Annotated in this window: 16 protein-coding genes; 7 read left to right on the forward strand and 9 right to left on the reverse strand. The window is 42.1% G+C overall.

The genetic code is table 11. The features are described 5' to 3' along the window. Nucleotide 1: 1 nt before the first annotated feature. Nucleotides 2-340 carry a divalent-cation tolerance protein CutA gene (gene cutA / locus IM485_RS00300; RefSeq protein ID WP_104397257.1) on the reverse strand — a complete coding sequence of 113 codons (339 nt, stop codon included), beginning with the start codon at nucleotides 338-340 and terminating at the stop codon, nucleotides 2-4. Nucleotides 341-527: 187 nt separating this feature from the next. Continuing rightward, the gene (locus tag IM485_RS00305) at nucleotides 528-1,235 is read right to left on the reverse strand and encodes a Crp/Fnr family transcriptional regulator (protein WP_110577678.1); all 708 of its coding nucleotides are present in this window, start codon (nucleotides 1,233-1,235) and stop codon (nucleotides 528-530) included. 67 nt (nucleotides 1,236-1,302) lie between these two features. Between IM485_RS00305 and IM485_RS00310 the strand changes: the two genes are divergently transcribed. Continuing rightward, nucleotides 1,303-2,514, forward strand: a complete 1,212-nt coding sequence (locus tag IM485_RS00310; RefSeq protein ID WP_311131775.1) for a hypothetical protein — start codon at nucleotides 1,303-1,305, stop codon at nucleotides 2,512-2,514. A gap of 308 nt (nucleotides 2,515-2,822) precedes the next feature. Here the strand turns inward: IM485_RS00310 and IM485_RS00315 are convergent, their stop codons facing one another. From IM485_RS00315 to IM485_RS00325, 3 genes are read right to left on the reverse strand one after another with little or no spacing between them, the layout of a single operon-like run. Further along, nucleotides 2,823-3,224: a hypothetical protein gene (locus IM485_RS00315; protein ID WP_104397260.1), complete on the reverse strand. Its 402-nt coding sequence runs from the start codon at nucleotides 3,222-3,224 to the stop codon at nucleotides 2,823-2,825. Nucleotides 3,225-3,232: 8 nt separating this feature from the next. Next, the gene (locus IM485_RS00320; RefSeq protein ID WP_238142047.1) at nucleotides 3,233-3,769 is read right to left on the reverse strand and encodes a hypothetical protein; all 537 of its coding nucleotides are present in this window, start codon (nucleotides 3,767-3,769) and stop codon (nucleotides 3,233-3,235) included. 60 nt (nucleotides 3,770-3,829) lie between these two features. Next, on the reverse strand, nucleotides 3,830-7,864 hold the full coding sequence (locus IM485_RS00325) for a magnesium chelatase subunit H (protein WP_287740448.1): 4,035 nt from the start codon (nucleotides 7,862-7,864) through the stop codon (nucleotides 3,830-3,832). Between the two features lie 712 nt (nucleotides 7,865-8,576). On the opposite strand from IM485_RS00325, the gene IM485_RS00330 reads away from it, so the two are divergent. From IM485_RS00330 to IM485_RS00345, 4 genes are all read left to right on the forward strand, one after another. Further along, complete coding sequence (locus tag IM485_RS00330; RefSeq protein ID WP_104397262.1) at nucleotides 8,577-8,975, forward strand: HEPN domain-containing protein; 399 nt, start codon at nucleotides 8,577-8,579, stop codon at nucleotides 8,973-8,975. A 135-nt stretch (nucleotides 8,976-9,110) separates the two neighbouring features. Beyond that, nucleotides 9,111-10,487, forward strand: coding sequence for a KGGVGR-motif variant AAA ATPase (locus tag IM485_RS00335; RefSeq protein ID WP_287740451.1), 1,377 nt, complete (start codon nucleotides 9,111-9,113; stop codon nucleotides 10,485-10,487). Between the two features lie 6 nt (nucleotides 10,488-10,493). After that, a complete protein-coding gene (locus IM485_RS00340) occupies nucleotides 10,494-11,990 on the forward strand; it encodes a P-loop ATPase, Sll1717 family (RefSeq protein WP_287740452.1) in 1,497 nt (498 codons plus the stop codon). Nucleotides 11,991-12,144: 154 nt separating this feature from the next. After that, nucleotides 12,145-13,020 carry an N-acetylmuramoyl-L-alanine amidase-like domain-containing protein gene (locus tag IM485_RS00345; RefSeq protein ID WP_287740454.1) on the forward strand — a complete coding sequence of 292 codons (876 nt, stop codon included), beginning with the start codon at nucleotides 12,145-12,147 and terminating at the stop codon, nucleotides 13,018-13,020. Here the strand turns inward: IM485_RS00345 and lpxC are convergent. From lpxC to IM485_RS00360, 3 genes are all read right to left on the reverse strand, one after another. After that, a complete protein-coding gene (gene lpxC, locus IM485_RS00350; protein WP_104397266.1) occupies nucleotides 13,017-13,829 on the reverse strand; it encodes a UDP-3-O-acyl-N-acetylglucosamine deacetylase in 813 nt (270 codons plus the stop codon). The two genes, IM485_RS00345 and lpxC, sit on opposite strands and share 4 nt — an antisense overlap. A gap of 78 nt (nucleotides 13,830-13,907) precedes the next feature. Then, nucleotides 13,908-15,905 (reverse strand): BamA/TamA family outer membrane protein, encoded by a 1,998-nt coding sequence (locus IM485_RS00355; RefSeq protein ID WP_287740493.1) that lies wholly within the window; start codon nucleotides 15,903-15,905, stop codon nucleotides 13,908-13,910. A 361-nt stretch (nucleotides 15,906-16,266) separates the two neighbouring features. Then, nucleotides 16,267-17,145: an Hpt domain-containing protein gene (locus IM485_RS00360; RefSeq protein WP_104397268.1), complete on the reverse strand. Its 879-nt coding sequence runs from the start codon at nucleotides 17,143-17,145 to the stop codon at nucleotides 16,267-16,269. 429 nt (nucleotides 17,146-17,574) lie between these two features. Between IM485_RS00360 and IM485_RS00365 the strand changes: the two genes are divergently transcribed. Next, nucleotides 17,575-17,709 (forward strand): hypothetical protein, encoded by a 135-nt coding sequence (locus IM485_RS00365; protein WP_272948742.1) that lies wholly within the window; start codon nucleotides 17,575-17,577, stop codon nucleotides 17,707-17,709. On the opposite strand, the gene IM485_RS00370 is transcribed toward IM485_RS00365, so the two are convergent. Continuing rightward, nucleotides 17,695-18,567, reverse strand: a complete 873-nt coding sequence (locus IM485_RS00370; protein WP_104397269.1) for an FkbM family methyltransferase — start codon at nucleotides 18,565-18,567, stop codon at nucleotides 17,695-17,697. The genes IM485_RS00365 and IM485_RS00370 overlap by 15 nt on opposite strands. A gap of 389 nt (nucleotides 18,568-18,956) precedes the next feature. On the opposite strand from IM485_RS00370, the gene IM485_RS00375 reads away from it, so the two are divergent. Continuing rightward, nucleotides 18,957-19,382, forward strand: a complete 426-nt coding sequence (locus IM485_RS00375; RefSeq protein ID WP_045358769.1) for a DUF29 domain-containing protein — start codon at nucleotides 18,957-18,959, stop codon at nucleotides 19,380-19,382. Nucleotides 19,383-19,403: the final 21 nt, after the last annotated feature.

Consider the following 19,403-nt stretch of genomic DNA (forward strand, 5'->3'; position numbering starts at 1 on the left):
TCTATTCTGACACCCCACCTGTATGGGAGGCTAACCAGTCTAAATAGGTCTGTGAACCCGCAACAACAGGTAAAGCGATGATTTCTGGGACGGCATAGGTATGAAGTTCCTGTATCTTCGCCGATAACTGCTCAAACTGCTTTAAATCGGTTTTAATCGCTAATTGCCATTCGCGCTCGTTTTCAATCTGTCCCTGCCAACGATAAATGGAACGAATCGGGTAAATACTGACACAAGCGGCCAGGCGATCGTTCAGTAAGGCGATCGCCAGGTGTTCCGCTTCCGTTTCGCTGGCCGTTGTCACCAGCACCACTCCAAAACCGGTTAATTTTTCAGTCATAAGTAGTCGTGCAAAATAAATTTCCTAGTGAAGATAGGCAAAAGGCAAAAGGCAAAAGGCAAAAGGCAAAAGGCAAAAGGAGGAATAGATAATCAGTCTTTAATAACCGGATTTTAGTAGGATAACTGATAACTGATAACTGATAACTGATAACTGATAACTGATAACTGATAACTGATAACTGAATTTAGGCGATCGCTTTTTCTAAAGCGGCCAGATCGGGAATACAGAGAGATTCCTGCTGTCGTTGAATCAGGCCTTTTTTCTCCAATTTGGTCAAGGATCGGGTCACGGTTTCCCGGGCCAGTCCACTAATACTACTCAATTCCCGGTGAGGTAAATTAGGAATTATCGCACCCTGACCGCTTTTTTCTCCTTGACCTTCGGCCAAAAAGAGTAAAGTATCGGCCACTCTGGAAAGACTATCAGCCTCGCGCAAACGTAAACGTCGGTTAAGCTGACGCAAACGCTTGGCCATTAACTGGGAAAGACGAATTCCCGCTAAAGGCTCCGATTTGAGCAGATTAACAAAATCTTGGGCGGGAATACTGCTAATTGTGGCCGTGGTTAAGGTGATAGCATCAGTGGAACGGGGAGATTCTTCTAAAGCGGCCATTTCTCCGAGTATTTCCCCTTTACCGACGATATTTAAGGTGACTTCTTTGCCATCCGTATTGTAAGTACGAATTTTCACCCAACCATCCAGAATAAAGTAAACCGAACCACCCCAATCATTTTCTAATAGAATTGCCCGATTAGCAGGATGAGTGCGGGTGACAGCATGAGAAGTAACTTGATCGATGGTTTCAGGGGGTAAACCGACCAATAAGGTGGCTGTATCCAGTAATTTTTGAATTTCTGCTGATTTTTCCGCAGGATAGCGTTTTTCTTCCATGGTTTAATATTTAAATTTTGTTCGTTTTAAGTGGGTGATTCTACAATAGACAGTTGTAGGTATTTTTATTTATCTAGTGACCGATAAACAGGATTTTTCCTCCCTACTGATCGAGATCGATCGGATTCTTGCCAAGGTGATTTCATCTCTAGTTAACCCGCAAGAAGTTACTTCCGAGACAATTATCGCCACTCGTCAACATTTAGAATCGGCCAAAGCGCTTCTTTTTCCTTTATTATCCCCCGCTCGAACCCCTGAAGTTGCCCGTTGGTCCCTGGGAATGGAGGTACAACCACCAGGGGTGAAAATCGTCTTTTTTCGGGAAAGCCAAGGACTGATCGATTTTTATCCTCTTTCTTGGAGTCTGGCAACGGGAACAAGCGATCTCTTACCCTGCTCTCAGGTGGAAGAATATCTAATTAACTGGCTATCTAATCGGGATTTTAGCACCGATTCTTGGCTCTGGGAAGCCTTAGAGCGATTAGAAGCTATTATTATTACCGATGACGGGGAAACCCCCACGGATGACCTAAAAAAAGCCCTTCTCAGAGCGCAACTAATACCCTCCGATCGCCTCTCTAGTCTGGAAACAGCGATCGCTACTGCCCTGGCCTATATTCCCACTAGCGACCAACCTCAACCCCAAACCCTACTTGTTATCGAAGGTAAACGAGAGACTACCACTTTAGCGCTGCTGGAAGTCCCACCGCAAACTTGCTCTTTATCCCGTCAAGCGATCGCTCTGAGCCATTTTAACTACGGGGAAAACACCTATGAACAGGCCATACTCTCTCAGTTAATTTATCCTCTCTGGCGTTCTTTTTTGCCGCTTTCTCCCTCCGATCTCACCGATACTAATCCCTTAAAAAAATCTTTACTGGCAGCCGCTAGATTAACCAAATTAATCCTGCAAGAAGAAAGCGAATTTACCTCCTCTCTAGCCGGTCATACTTGGACGGTCAGTCGTAGGGATTTAAATAAGAAGGTGATTGCACCATATCTAGATAATCTAAGACAAAAAGTTAATGATTTGTTAGAAAAACAGCAAAAAAGTCTTGAAGATATCGATCAAATAATTTTTAGCGGTAATTTTTTCTTGACTATTTGGCCCCATTTCTTAACAGAAATTCAGCAAGAATTTGCTGGCTGCCATCTAGAAGCCCCCAGTCTTGCCCTGAGCCAAGTCGAAGGGCAGGAAACCTTCTCACCAGCAATCATGGGTTTGGGTCGTCTCTGTCTATTTTCGGCTCTCAGAGGTCAGAAGGTCAATAATGCTTAAAAAATCGCATCGCCGCAACAATTTATGGGAATATTTTTTTATCTTTTAGAAAACATGGGAATATCTTTTTTATCACTAAAATAAACTGTCTGTATCCAAATTCGCTCGCTTCTTCAATATGAATAATCCCTTCCTCTAAAGTTTTACTATGAGTAATACATCGGGTAAATCGGGAATTAGTTTTTCCTAGACAAAAATGGTAGTAAATTACTAGGTCGGGTTGAGGCTACGAAACCCGACAGAAACCCTCTTAATCCTTTTTTTTGCTGAATAAAATGCACAACCGGACTAATTTTTGATTATAACGATTAAATAGGCTTGACTAGATCGCCAACTTGAGGATTTTCAAAAGGTTTTAATTCATCGGATTCTACCACTTCAGATTTATAACTCCTCAATGCAAAAGGAGAATTTTCTATTCTTTTTCTATAAGTTTTTTTCTGATCGGTTTCAATTATAGATATTTTATCTTGAACAAAAATAATTCTTCCCGTACCTCTTACTAATTCGAGAAACCCTAAAGATTCGCCAGTATCCGGATCTAATATTTCTTCGTCATCGATACGATAAACCATCATTCTTTGACCTTCTCGAATTCCGTTTTGTTCACCTCTATTCATTACTAATTTATAGTCGTCAATAACCTTAACAACAGTGGCAGGAAAAGTTCCTTTGGGGGATAAAAGGGGAGTTTCTGTGACGTTTTCCATATTTTCCTTTAGGGTGAGCTAAAATTTCGGGTATTACCCGGTTTGACTGTTACCTTATCGATGATTTTTTGCTCTTTATTAACTAACCGTTTTAAAATATCTTGACGACCTGGTACTTGCCGATCAATAACCGCCTGTATTTTGCGATCAGTCTGAATATGTTTAATATAACCATCAGCGATTAGTGCTTCGATATTGTCTTCATTAGTATAGTAAAAAGAGATTGTGATACCCTGAGAAAATAATTCAGAAGGTTCTAAAAGGCATAGGACATCATTATTTTCTTCAAAAACTACCAAAATTTTCGGAATGATACTTCGCTTTAGCTTTTCATATTCTTCTAGTGCCGTTTGTAACGCCTTACATAGAGTAGCTATAGCTAATATAGCTATCGTGATTATAACAAAAAGAACCACTAGAGGAATAGGTGTCTGCCCAGCAAATGCCCACGCAATTAAACTAGCGACAAAACCCAGGAATCCCAGCACCAATGACTGAATTCCTAAAAAACTAGACCAGATTAACCCCCAAAAGTTATTTTTCATCTTTTTTGAAAACCCAAGAGACTGGTGATTAGCCAATCTCTTGAGTCTTATCTATCTATTCTACTCGATTCCTTCGATGCGGTCCTCCACTTCTTGATAAAGTTCCTGTAAGCGGTCTAAATTCTCTTGAGAAGTTTCCCAGTAACCGCGACCATTAACTTCTAGCAGGGTTCCCACCATCTTGCGGAAAGAATTAGGATTGAGATTCATTAGACGCTGACACATTTCCTCATCTTGAATAAAAGTGGTGTTCACATCTTCATAAACCCAATTATCCACCGCATCAGCAGTTGCCGACCATCCCATGGTATTAACCAAACGCTTCGATAATTCTCGGACTCCTTCGTAACCGTGACTTAACATTCCCTCGTACCATTTGGGATTGAGTAACTTGGTGCGGGTATCCAAGCGCACGGTTTCCGATAAAGTACGCACCTGAGCATTAGCGGTGGTAGTATCGGCAATATAGGCCGCCGGTTTTTTGCCATCATCGCGTAAACTAGCGACAACTTTTGTCGGGTCCGAGTCGAAATAGTGGGAAACATCGGTTAAACTAATCTCGCTAGAATCCAAGTTTTGGAAAGTTGCCTCGGCAGTTTTTAAGGATGCTTCAAACAACTGACGATTATCGGCCATCATCCCGGGGTTATCAGAATCGAAAGCGAAACCCTTGCGGTTGAGATACATATTCTGTAACTCTTTTTCGTCTTCCCAACTGCTATTTTCCACCGCGAGATTGATGTTAGAAGAATAAGAACCAGAAGCATTAGAAAAGATGCGGGTGGCTGCCTGTCGAACCGTTAAACCCATCTCTTTTGCTTGTTCAATAGCGTGTTTGCGGACATAATTCATCTCCACCGGTTCGTTTGCTTCCGCGGCCATTTTTACCCCTTGGTCAAGCAAATTCATCTGATTGATAAATAAATCCCGGAAAACACCAGAACAATTGACCACCACATCAATGCGCGGTCTTCCTAACTCCTCTAGGGGAATCAATTCCAGTTTATTCACCCGTCCCAAAGCATCGGGAAGAGGACGAACCCCCAGCATCCAGAGAATTTGTGCCAGAGATTCCCCATAAGTTTTGATATTATCCGTTCCCCAGAGAACACAAGCGATAGTTTCGGGATATTTACCGCCATTATCCAGTTTTTGCCGTTCTAACAGACGATCCACGACGATTTTAGCCGATTTTACCGCCGCTAGGGTCGGGATAGACTGGGGGTCTAAAGCGTGGATATTTTTACCCGTCGGTAAAACTCCGGGGTTACGGATAGGGTCGCCACCAGGACCAGGAAGAACGTATTCCCCTTCCAATGCTTTTAATAGCGCCCCCAATTCATTATCAGCACAGACCTGTTCTAAACAGAATTCTAGGTATTCAAACAGGGGTTTTAACGCGACCGGATCAACTTTTGGATAACCCATCGACCGTAAAGTTTCGAGCCAAGGCGATTTTGCCCTGAGCGAAGTCGAAGGGTTCTTGCCTATATTCAAGAAATTCAGCTTAGAAAGCATCGATACCCGACCTTCTGGGTCAGTTTGGGACTTGACTAAAGTTGCGACGGCAGCGCGAGTCGCGAGGGTGATGTTTTGCAGTAATTCCACATCCTCCAGCACACCTCGATCGCTATTGCGATAAACTTCCTCTAGATCCCGGCCGATGCTGTTGGCAATAATCCGGGGTAAGGAGAGTAAATCGTCCTCTTCCCGGTCTAAACTGGCAATATTGACCAAAGTTGCCACCGCCTCTTCCGCCGAGGGGGGTTTCCCAATAACATGAAGTCCGCAGGGAAGTAAACGCGATTCAATTTCCATCAGTTTGCGATAGACAGAACCGACAATATTATCCCGTTCCTCTTGACTGAGATGGGCAGTGTCACCATCCCTTCGGCCTGGCTCAGGGCAAGCAGGTAAACTTATATCCTTGTCAAGATTGACCAATAAACATTTATCGACAATGGTATTGACAATTTGCACCCCACGCCCACTATCCTTCAGGGTTTGGTAGGAACCGATCAACTCGCTTAGTTCTTTTAACCCTTTGTAGAGTCCGGCATTTTCTGCGGGGGGAGTGAGATAGGAGATGGTTTCCGCATAACTGCGACGTTTAGCGATCGTCGCTTCGCTCGGATTATTAGCGGCATAATAGTAGAGATTGGGAATCATCCCGATGAGGTTATCCGGGTAGCATTCCCCAGACATTCCCATCTGTTTCCCCGGCATAAATTCTAGGGAACCGTGGGTGCCAAAATGGAGAACCGCATCTGCTTTCCAGACTTGATTGAGATAGGTATAGTAGGCTGCAAAACCGTGGTGAGGACTAGCAGAACGAGAAAAGAGCAGACGCATCGGATCCCCCTCATAACCGAAGGTAGGTTGAACCCCAATAAAGACATTACCGAACTCTTTCCCGTAGATTAACAGATTTTGTCCATCACTGTTGAGGTGTCCCGGTGGTGGTCCCCAATTTTCCTCTAAACGGACGGAATAGGGGGTTAAACGCTCGTATTCAGGTACGGACATCCGATAGGCGATATTTAGCTCCGGACTATGGTACTGTGCTTGAGCATCATGGATTACCGCTTCCATCAGTTCTTTGGGAGATGCGGGTAAGTCCTGCAAGTCATAACCGTTATTTTGTAACGCTTGCATCACTTCGTAGATAGAACCGAACACATCTAGATAGGCTGCGGTTCCCACATTCCCCTTATCAGGGGGGAAACTAAACACAGTGATGGCGACTTTTTTATTCAGTTTCGGTTTCTTTCTTAGGTTAGCCCATTTTAGCGCCCGTTGAGCGATCGCTTCTACCCGGTCTTGTAAAGCGATCGCTTTACCCGTCGCGCCATCCCGGCCCGATAATATAATAGGTTCGATCGCACCGTCTAATTCGGGAATAGCAATCTGTAGCGCCACTTGAATCGGGTGTAACCCCAAATCGCTTTCTTCCCATTCCTGAGTAGTTTGGAAAACTAGCGGTAACGCGCACATATAGGGACGATTGAGACGTTTTAAGGATTCTATCGCTTTCGGATGATCTTGTCGCGCTGGACCCCCCACTAAAGCAAATCCCGTCAGGGAAATTACCGTATCAACGATAGCAACCGCTTCCACTCCTTTTAAGCTTTTATCCCAGAAGTATTCCTCTACCGGTTTAGAAAAATCTAATCCCCCAGCAAAAACAGGAAGGACTCGCGCACCCATAGACTCAAATTCCTGCACGAGAGCGACATAATGAGCGTCATCACCAGTAACGAGGTGAGTTCTCTGTAAAATTAAGCCAACACAGGGAGCTAAGGGGTCTTTGAGGTCATCAGCAATATCACTGCGGTTATTGTACCAAGCGAAGTATTCCTTGACATCCTCGAACATTTTCAGGGATAAAGGATGCCAGATACCCATATCTGGATAAACTACCGGTTCTTTGTAAACTACACTGTCATCCTTGTTATCAAAGACGTACTTATCGGCCAACATTAACAGGAAATTCTCTAAATTTTCTGCGGAACCTCCCAGCCAATACTGGAAACTTAACATAAAGTTGCGTGCGTCCTGAGCTTTTTCCATGGGGAGGTATTTCAGGACTTGCGGTAAGGTTCGCAATAACTTTAACATCGCATCTTGGAAACCAGCGCCGGAGTTTTCCCTGCGCTTTTTCATAAAATTAGCGATGACACTCTTAGACTGTCCCAATTGAGCCATGGAAAAGCTGCCTAATTTATTTAAGCGCATTACCTGGGGCATGGAGGGAAAGACAATCGCCGCATCTAATTTATCCCGATGGGGACTGACAGCGGCCACGACTTTATCGGCTAAATCTTCGATAAAGATGAGAGATGCGATGAAAATATTAGCTTTGGCTACATCCTCTTGAAAATTGCGATAATTTTCCCCATCGCGCAGTTCTTCGATTAAATAACCACTAATTTCGATCGCTAGTTTCTGGTTGTTAGCGTTGATTTCCCTGACCGCACTACTCAGCGCACTTTGGTACTGAGGTTCTAGCACGACATAGACCACCTTGACCAGCGATCGACCATTCAACGCGTCGGGAACTATGTGACGAATGGTGGACTTGACGTGAGTGAACATATATGATGGTTCTCCTTATGATTGCTGAGTCTGGTATGAAGTGATTTTCGTCATCAGATGACGATCGCCCTTTGTTTAAGGTATTTAGATATATGTTTCTGTTTTGTATCAGAAAATGTAACCCAAGTGAGTATTTACTCTGGGTTTTGACACAATTTGATAAATATCTTGCCATATTTTGTAACAGATGGTAAAGAGCTTTTTGAGTAAATGCTCAGGCCTTTCTTTACAAAAATTAATATTTAATCTATTGACTTTTAATTCCAAAAGTGTTATTCATTAGCACCTCAGACGAGATGTCCCTATTCAAACATGATCAGGGTTAGGATTCGAGATCATCTCATAGACATCTGCAAGTGCTATAACTCAATCAAGATCAGCTTTTTGTCCTTGTCCTAGACCTCTGGTAAAAATCAAAAATTGTTGTTAGGGTTAGGATTCAGTAGCCGGTAAGCTGTACTGGATTTAAACTGAGTAGGGGAAATTTTAGTACAAATGCTCGAACTGGCAACTCTGGCACTCCAGTGCAGTCTTAAGGAGTAATTTAGACAGTCAACAGCTTAATTATAGTGAGGAAATCAGGCAACAGTTTCAGAAAATTTGGCAAGTTTAGGTTGAAAAATCAACAACAAGGAAGTAAAGTTCTTAGAGTTTCGTTATGGTGGTAGAATTTGTTTATGGCTAAAAAGTTTTTATTTGATTCGATACGTCTATGACCGAGTTATTTGCTAGTGCAGCGGGACGACATTTGCAAGATGCCAAAATTTTGCTGTCTAAAAACCGTTGGGACAATGCCATTTACCTAGCTGGTTATGTAGTAGAATGCGCTTTTAAGCTTTTAGTAGAACAGTATTTTAAAAATGATCAAAGAGCCGCTAAAAAATTCGGACATGATCTCAAGGAATTAGAAGGTAAAGCGAGGGAAAGATTAGGAATTCTCTATCCTCGTTTAGAGCAACAGTTACCAGTTTCTCGCATCCGGGGAACTGTTCTAGGGCAAAATCACCCAGAAAGAAGATATTATCAATCTGGATATTGGACTGAAGATCAGGCTAACTCGGCCGTTGAATGTGCTGAAGAAATTTATCGAGATATAGCGGTAAGCGCTTGAGTGAGATACAAACCAAGCTTTGCCTAGCATGGTTTATAGCTCGTGAAACTGTACCTCATACGACTGCACACCGCTATATTATTCCCAGATTAGTGCTAAACGGTTATATTTCTAGTAAGGATATTTAAGATTCTGATGATTAGTTTTAGTGAAACTTTTGCTAGGGTAAGGGAATGCTTTCAGGATTCCAGTCTTGGTTCTCTTGTAGCCAAACTAAAATCTGTGACTATTATTCGTGATGTTGAGGGAAAAATTCGCTTATTTCTAGAGTTAAAACAGGAAAACAAGATAGAATCAAACGAAGAAAACCATCTATCTACACTCCTGTCTGAAAAACTTGAGTATTACTATGGCCATGATATTTGGTGGCAAAAAGGAGAAGGAGATGCTTATAAAGCCCTGATTGATCTTATCATAGCTGAAAGAGTTCAGGCACCTTGGTTCGATGAATCGGCAAGCTTGAAATGGTATATTCTAGAACGTCATCTGGCTAAACAAGCATGGACAGAGAATAAAATTGGGCAGCAACTGCCTTGGGATTTTGAAAAAGTTGAAAAAGGATATAAACCAGCTATTGTCTCCTTTTTTTCCTTCAAAGGAGGAGTTGGTCGCACCACTACTATTGCCGCTACTGCCTTAACTTTAGCGCGGAATGGTCATCGAGTCGCTATAGTTGATCTTGATTTAGAAGCTCCCGGTCTGGCCACAATTTTTTCTGAGGATTTTGCCGATAATTCTGGTGTCATGGACTATTTGCTAGAAAAGAAAGTTCAAAAAGACAAATGGAAACTGAGTTTAAAAGATATTAATGACTCAAATTTGTTAGGAGATGAAGGTGAAATCTTAAAATTGCTACCAGCAGGAAATGTGGATCAAGATTATTTAGAAAAATTGGCTCGTTTAGACTTTCAAAATCTTGTCAATGGTCAACTACAAGGCATTTTAAAACAAATGCTAGAAGAAATAGAAAGGTTAAGCAGACCACTGGATTTTATTCTCATGGATGCAAGAGCAGGTTTTCATGATATTGGTGGTTTAGCTATTACTTATTTTTCCCATGCAGTGGTTATTTTTGGTACGGAATCTCGACAAAGTTGGGCAGGATTAACCCAAGTTATCCAACATTTAGCCCTATCTAACCCTGAGGATCCTTTACCATTAATTTTAGTTCATGCTCTCGCTCCATCTTTAGGAACAGTTGGCCGAGAAAGAGAGTTACGAAATTTTCGACAAAGAGCCTATACAATTTTCCAAGAAAACTATTATACTGAATCTGAAGATGTCCCTAACTCTAATGATACTGATGCACCATTTTTCCCGATAGTTGTCCCCTACGATAATAGTCTGCGGGGAGATATTGCCCTCTTTACTCGTGACTCACGGCACGATACTCCAGAAGAAAAAGAGAGATTAGCAAATCTCGTGAAAGTTATGACCGATTCTCCTTATCAAACTATTGCTGAAAAGCTTTGTCAATTATTTGAACGTGATGTGATTATAAACAATCGGTAAAAAATTATGGCTGAATTCGATAAAAAAAAGTTACTGGAATTAATGAGAGAAATTGCTCCTGGAAAAGCAGCAGCCGAACAGGAAAGTGATAATGAAGAAGTATTTCTCAAAAATTTCTTGCCTGTGGTTGATTATAAACGGGCATTGGAACCAAGCATTTTATTAATTCAAGGTGGTCGGGGTGTGGGTAAAACAGAATTATTTCGTTTACTAGCCATTCCTTCTGGACGAGAAGCTTTAGTTAATAGTTTAAATATTCGAGGTCTTGCTCCTTTAAATCAGACCAGATGGATGGCAGGATTTGGTCGCACTCTCAAAACTGAAAAACGATTTCCGATACCAGAAATTATAGAAGAAGAAATGCAAAACGCTACTAATCTTGAATGGCGTAGTTTCTGGTTAGGATTGATTTTAGGTGTCATTTTACAGGAAAAAGAATCTGATATTGCCAGCATTATAGGTCAAGAATTAGATTCAAATATTACTACTATTCTTCAAAATAGGTTATCGCTTTTATCAGAATGGAGAATTTTAGTTAAAGATAATTTTGAACATCTAAATTACGTTCTTGACAAATTAGACGAACGATTAATTACTTCTGACCACTGGCTATTTATTACTTATGATGAATTAGATCGGTTATTGACTACTTATAATGCTCTAGCTAATCCGATTAGAGAATTATTAGCTTTTTGGCTCGATCGCTCTCGTCGTTGGGAGAGAATTCGACCAAAAATATTTCTTCGTACCGACCTATTTAGAGAGGAATTTTTGGGATTTCCTGATGCTTCTAAATTACAATCCCATCGGCTAGAATGGCGACCTTCTTGGCTCTATCAACTCTGGATTAAACGGTTAGCTAATTCGGCTCAAGAAATGAGAGACTATTTACAGATTATCCCTAATTTAATTTATGAAAGCTCAACCCAACTAGGATGGAATGTTAGAAGTGATGAACAATTATTTCAAGAATTAATCGAAATAATGATCGGTAAATATATGGGAGCTAGTCCTAAAAAAGGCATTACCTACCGATGGATACCTAATCATCTTCAGGATACTGGGGGTAGAATTGCTCCTCGCTCTTTTCTAAAATTATTCGACAAAGCGGCAGCCAAAAGATTAGAACATTTTGAAAGTTTTGAACAACTGACTGATCTATACCTTCTACAACCCTCTGATCTCCAGAGTGCTTTAATGGATACTTCAGAGGATAGAATTAAAGAATTAGCACAGGAAGAATATCCTTGGTTAGAATCTCTAAAAACTAAGTTAAAAGGGTTAGAAGCTCCTATATTAAAAGAAACTTTTTTAGAGGCTGTGCGCTCAACTCACTGGAGTACTGAAAAACAACCTCCTGTTAAGGAACCTGAAGAAATTATGCAATATCTAATACAATTGGGTGTGGTGGAAAGTCTCCTCGATGGTCGAATTAATATACCTGAAATTTATCTATATGGGTTTCAAGTTAAACGTCGTGGTGGGGTTAAACGTCCTCAATAACTTGAGGATATCGACAATAATTTTATGTAGAATAAATAGTAAAATACATGAAGCAATAATAACTAACATTGGCAGATTTTAACAGTTGATAACTCCGATAGTTAATGTGTATTAGTCGGTGATAAACCCTATTATTTTCAGTAATCGATCGACAATGTTTTTTAATTGGATAACTTTACCCTATTTATTAATTAATCCTGTTTTAATTCCCTTGAGTATAGCTCGATCGGAAACTATTCTTGCTCGAGAAGTCAGCGATCCTAATTATAAAAAACTGGTGCAGTACGCTCAAAATCAACAACTCGATCGCTTACCCATGGCTGATATAATCCAGAATATCGCCACTCAATTTTTAGGAGCAAAATATCAAGCAGGATTACTCAATCGCTCGGCAACAGAAAAATTATTTATCTCTTTAAAAGAGTTTGATTGTGTCCTATTTGTGGAAACAGTTCTCGCTTTGAGTCACAATTTTGCTTTAAAAAATTATCAGTATTCTGCTTTTAGTCAGCAGGTTTTAAATCAACGTTATCGCCACGGTATTCTCGACGGTTATTGTAGTCGTCTGCATTACTTTTCCGATTGGATTAATGACAACCAAAAACGAGGCAATCTAGAAAATATTACTCACAAATTAGGAGGAATTACTCTTGACAAAAAGCTCAACTTTATCAGCAAAAACCGCCCTCTATATCCCCAGTTAAAAACTCAAAATAATTACGATTGTATTCAACAGGTAGAACGGCAATTAGAAAGCTTATCCTTAACCTATATTCCCACCCCTAAGATTAAAGATATTTACCCACAACTACAGGCTGGAGATATTATCGGTGTCGTGACTAATATCCCTGGTTTAGATACCACCCATACCGGTCTAGTTTATCGCTTTCCCGATGGCAAAATTGGCTTAATTCATGCCTCTCCTGCTGGTCAAGTTACCATTGCTAAAGACCTAAAAAAATATATCACTAAAGTTGACAAAGCCATCGGTATTTTTGTCGTTCGTCCCCTTGATCCAAGAAATAATTAACCCTGAATTGCTTGAGCTAATTGAACGTGGAGTTTATGACTGGCTTTAAAAGCCATGTAATGGGCAGTGGGAATGGTTCCCAGTAAACTTAAATCACCAATTAAGTCCAATAATTTATGTCTTGCTGGTTCATTATCAAAGCGTAAAGGAGGATTTAACCATTGATTTTGATCGCAGACTAAAGCATTTTCTAAACTGCCTCCTTTAATTAAACCAGCCTTTTGCAGATACTCAATTTGATCGGCAAAACCGAAAGTCCGGGCAGACGCGATCGCATCTTGAAAACTTTCTTGATCAGGACTCCAACTATACCATTGATTACCGATCGGTTTATAGGTAAAATCGATCCCGTAGGTAAAACGTAATTCAGGGGAAGGAATCGCCGCCACAAAAGCATCTCCTTCGTACAACCAAATCGGTTGAGAAATAGTTAAATCTGATGGAGAAAAAGAGTTATCTAAACCAGCATTTTTGATCGCTTCCACCCAGATTTTGGCCGAACCATCAAGGAGAGGAATTTCCGCACCATCCACCTCAATGCGAGCATCCTCTACCCCCAAAGCGGTTAAGGCAGCTAATAAATGCTCAACGGTTCTAACCTTTGCTTCTCCTTGTCCCAATTCCGTTGATAAAGTCGTTTGGTAAACCGAAGAAACTAGAGCGGGAATAGTCGGTTGATTGGTTAAATCTCTGCGGACAAAATAACGTCCTTCTCCGGGGTTTGCCTCACAGACGCGCACCCGAGTTATTTCCCCCGAATGCAGGCCAATTCCCGATAATTCAAATTGTTTAGAGATAGTAGAAACCATAATTATCAAGTAATAAAGCTTTTATCCGTGAACAACAAAAAGAACTAAATTTATCGATAACTGATAACTGATAACTGATTAGAATCGTTCCCCGATACCGAAATGGAGACGAGAACCACCATCGACATTAAAACCGTAGTCAACCCGAATTTGGCCGACGGGAGATTGTACCCGAACACCTAAACCGTAACCGAGACCAGTACCGGGTAAATCCCGGACAATCCCGGGTTGACCGGGGACATCCCCTTGGGAACCAACAGTAGTGCCGAAATCGACAAATAACGCCCCCCCGATAATTGCGACAATGGGAAAACGATATTCGGCCGTCGCTTGGAAATAACTGCGACCGTTACCCACTTCTCCCTCGGCGTAACCCCGTACAGAGTTACTACCCCCCACAATAAAAGCATCGTAGGGGGGTAAATCACCTAATACTGTCCCTGCTTGCACATTAAAAGCGAGGGATTGCTGACCTTTAAAGATATCGGTTTCAAAGAGATTAAAGGAATTAATAAAGCGAACGGGGATAAAGTAACTGTAACTACCCCGAACACGAGTTCCGAAAATACTGCCAGAACCAACCGGGACAGTTTGTTCTAAACCTAGACGCAGGAAAGAACCACTGGTGGGCTGCAGGGGATTGTCGCGAAAATCTTGAATAGCGCCAAAATTGAGGGAAAGTAGATCATCGGTCCCAGAGGAACTAAACGCCAGTTGTTGACTGCCAAAACCATTGAGAGGTGCCGACAGGGGGGAGATGTCACCATTGGCATTTTGCACCTGTACCTGTTGATAGTTAAAGCCTAGGGAAACCACCCATTTTGGTTTCGTAAACACATCGGGGGCCAAAGGACGGACAAAAGTAATACCGCCACCCGTCCGGACAATACGGGGACTATCGTTATCGTTCAGCGTCCGAATTGAGGAATTTTCGCCATCATAAACTAGAGAAATCGACTGTCGCCGGAAAACGTTCACTGTGTAGGAAGTGCGGAAATTATCCGTGGCAATCCAAGGATCGGAAAAACTCAGATCGAATAAAAATTCCCGTTCCCCTAACTGGACTTCTGCCCCTAAAGTTTGGTTATTACCGCCAAAATTGCGCTGTTGATAGCTAACAGTCCCGAATAGGCCTGCATTCGAGCTAATACCACCCCCAGCGGCCACGGAACCAGTATTACCTTCCACCACATCGACGTTAACAATCACCTCCCTTGGGTCGCTGCCGGGGGAAAAAGACAGACGCACATCCTCGAATAAACCGAGACCGAAAACACGCTGTAAATCCTGTTGGGCCGTATTGCGGTTGAAAATATCCCCCGCTTTTAGGCGCATTTCCCTAGTAATGATAAATTCTCTGGTTTTAGCCTTGACCGGTTCCTGTTCGACGTTAAAATAACGTACTTGAATTTTTTCGATTAAACCTTCGGAAATGACCAGAATCACCCGACCATCGGAAGTGACTTGCGGCGCACCAATCACCTGGGCCAGATCATAGCCGTTTTTGCTGTACCAGTCATTGATTTTTTTTACCCCCGCCTGTAATTCCCGCAAATTCAGGGTTTTGCCGTATTGACCGGCGAAAATTTCCTCGACCACCCCGGCAGGTAAAATCGATTTGTCCACGGTTTCCGGGGCAATTTGAATCTGTACGCCCTGAAAAACGGGGTTAGGTTGCACCTCAAAGGTAACTCGCACCCCTAGGGGCGTATCTTGGGGAACTGCCCGCACATCGGCAAAAAATCCCGTGGCAAAAACGGCGTTAATATCTTCTTGTAGTTGCGATCGAGTCGTGCTTCGTCCGGGTCGGGTGCGAATGGTATTATAAACTAGATTTTCTAATTCTCGATCGGCCCCTTGTACTACCACTTCGGCCACCAAAACACGCGACTCCTCGGCCTGCGCTGGTGGGGAGGTTGGGGGAGTTTCTGGAGGGGTTGGGGTTTCCGTCGGGGTTTCCGGCGGAGTTTCCGTCGGTGGTGCCACGGGTGGAGTAGTTTCTCCCGTCGCGGGAGGAGACTGTACTAGCTGCTCGACGCGGGGAAAAACCGTCTCTGGGGGTTCTTCTTGGGCCATGACCGTCCCGTGAAATAATCCGAAAATAGCCAGCAGCAGGGCCAGCGAGGAGTATCGCCTCGAAAAATTGAGATTTTTAAGCACTTCCACACACCCAGTAACACCATTATGGTTTTGTTTGTTTTCTCTGCCCGAGAAATTTAACGAACGTTAAAACTCTAGCAGATCACTTACTCTCAGTAAATCCCAGCTTGACTGGTGACTCAAGAGATGCTGCCTCAGGTCTGATATTTGTCAGCCGTCAGCATTAAGTTTTTATCTTGCCATATCTTAGCTTTTTCTGGTTTGGCTCTACCCCAATTCACCATCGAGGATTATTGCCACCTCGGTTGGCGCACAATTAGTTACGCCGGGGCAGCTGTTAACGTCTCGTTTGTAATAACTGTACCAGTTGCGAGACCTGTTGGCGATTGAACATTTGTATCAGCGTACTAGCTACTAATTCCGGTTCCAGGGTAATCAGGATTTGTGGTAATTTGGCGGTGGCTAATAATTGCAATTCTTGACTGACGGTGATTTCTTCCCCGCGACCCCATTCTAATAAATCACTAGCTTGTTTTAATTCCTTAATAATAACTGGGGCGAGAGTACGATAGGAATGTTTGGGGTTAGCCAGGGCCGATTGGGCATTTTTAACTAAATATTGCCATTGTTGCTGTTCTGAAGCCAATTGAGACAGAGGTAAAATTAATTTTTGTAATTGCTGACGGGAAGCGCTGGTTTCTTGCTGTTTGAACAGTTGTAACATCTGTTTGAGTATATCTCTGACGCTGATAGAAATAGAAGAGGCCGCCGCAATAGCAGGGGTGGATTTTACTTGGCCCAGAAGATAGTTAAGATGGGCGTGTAATTCGGCAAAAGTCGCTTCACCGTTTTTAACGATAGCGTCAGCTTCCTCGCCTTGCAAACCCAAGGGACTCTGCAGCTTATCGATCAATATCTGAAGCAGATCATAACCCTTGAGGAACAAAGATTCTAATTTTTGATCCACTTCTAGAGGATTTTCTTTCAGTATTTTAAGAGCATCCTCAAGACGGTGAGCAGTTTTTTGGATACTGCCATAACCTAACATGGCCGCCCCCCCCTTGACGGAATGGACGGCACGAAACATCTCGTTCATCTGTTCATGGTTGTTGACGAGATTGCCTAAGTCTAAAATCCCCTGTTCCAAAGTTTCCAGGTGTTCTTTTGCTTCTTCGATGAAATAGCCGAGAATTTTCTGAGCGTTAGCAGAGTCCAAAGTCTTATCCCCTTTATCACGATGCTGTCTAGTCCTAGATTGCCCAGTTTTTCAGGAAATATATCAGTTATGAGGCAATGGCTAGGAAAACTAGCGGCTCTTCTGGTTTATGTGTGGAAACGAGGTCTATACTGATAGTCTCTTCCTCGGCTCGACTGAGCGTTCGTGTTAGTGAGCTTGTCGAACTGCCGATCTCACGCCGAAGTCATCGCCGAACGTTAAAATAGCCCTAAACGTCTTGCCCGATAAGCATTTCAAGATTCCATAAGCAAAAATTATCACACAAAGTCGAGAAGAGCCCTGATATTTTTTCAGTGAAATTGAATTAGCAACGATAGATATACATTTGAGCTATCGAACTATTTAGTTAGTATATAGACCCAAAGCAGGCTGTGATCAGGTTATAATTTTTGGAGATGTTTAATGAGCATGGTGCGTTCCCCAAAATCTATCGGTCCGGCAGTAGGAGCAACATCAAGGAACGCACCCTATAGCTATGATGATCGCTATCCTAGAAATAAGCTCTGTTTCGTCCGCGGTGGCGAAGTGTTAGACATCTTTTAGCTCTTCAAACCTTGACAAGAGCCTAGGAGGAACTAAGAAAATCATTTTAATGCGAGAGTTGATCGGTTTTGTTTCAATCTTGATGAATTTTGGTTGGAAATTATCTCCATTCTCATCCTTAGATTTGACGAAAGCAAAACAGGTAAATTCAATAGATTTAAGGAATTCAAGGAGCTTGTTTGTCGGATAAATTTCCGACAAGACCAAAGGCTGATCTCGAATGAGAAGATTTTTGCCACCCATTAGTATATCGAAGTCTGCTCCTTCAGCATCTGTTTTGATACAGGAAACACTTAGTAACGGATAATCAGACATCAATTTGTCTAAAGTATTTACCTTGACTGTCACCTTGTTCTCTTGGGGACTATACCTAACCAGCGAATTTAGTTCAGGCATTGAGTTCAAATTAAGATCCATAGTGCCAGGCTCGGAAAAAAGTGCTTCTTCTAGAATATGACAATTTTGAAACTGGGAAAGATTTCTCTTTAAGTGTTCAACCATTCTCGGATCGGGTTCAAAGGCATAAACCTGATTAGATGAAGGAGCAGCCAGTAAACTGTAATAACCAATATTAGCCCCAACATCAATAAAGTCTTTATTAATATCTAAGAACCGATGAAGGATAATTTCAGATCCCCAATCTAACTTGCTTCCCTTGAGGAAAATTTCCGTTCCGAATCGACTATCATAGGGCAGAGTCATTTCTACATTATTAAATAGAACCATTTTCTGGTTGAGCTTGGTTATTTTATAAAATGCTCGTATTAGATAGCGGTATAGGAAATCCCAGCCACCAATCTCTCGAACCAATCCAAGAAAATAATTGAACTTATGCAAATAAATAGTCCCTTTCAACATATACTCTCACTTCAAGTTAGCCATGGCGGCATTTAAATATTAATTATACCGCTCTCGGCGGTCGAGCCACCTCCTCTGTCCTACTATCCCACCCCCATCGGTCCGACACCCCCTCAATAAAACCCAATACCCCACTGTGCGGTCTAATCACTATCGGTGCAGCGGTAGGAGCCACATCAGGGAACGCACCATACCGCAATGGCGTACTGCTACGCAGTGCCTTCGGCATCGCACTAACCCTAACAACAATTTTTGATTTTTACCAGAGGTCTATTGACTGAATGATGGGATGTAATATTTCAATAACCAGCATTTTCTTGGTGCTTGAGCTATACAATGAGAGCTATATTTTGATAGGACAAAAAAAGATTAGTATAGAGGTAAAATTAATGGCTGAAACCCTATATGAAAAAGACTATGTAGCCTGGCTGCAAGACCAGGCAGAAAAACTGCGATCGCCTGAGCGCAATACTTTAGATTGGCAAACTTTAGCCGAGGAATTAGAGGAAATGGTTGATGAACGCAAATACAAAGCAGAAAGCTTTCTTATTCAACTCCTCAGTCACCTGCTACTTTACGCCTACTGGAAGCATCCTTACTACCTACCCCACTGGACAGACGAGATAGATAATTTCAGATTGGAATTGAGCTTGCTGTTTCGCTCTAAGGTAATCTACAATCATGCCTTAGAACGGTTTGGTTATTGTTATCAAAAAGCTCTGGGAAAAGCGAGCCGCAAAAGTGGATTAACTTTACCAGTTGACTGTCCTTGGACAATTGAGAAAATTCTTGATGAAGATTGGTTCCCTAGTTAAAAACTGGAGCTTGCAATCCAA

Origin of the sequence: Microcystis sp. M169S2 (assembly GCF_020245865.1) — a bacterium.
Classification (GTDB): Bacteria; Cyanobacteriota; Cyanobacteriia; order Cyanobacteriales; family Microcystaceae; genus Microcystis; species Microcystis ichthyoblabe_A.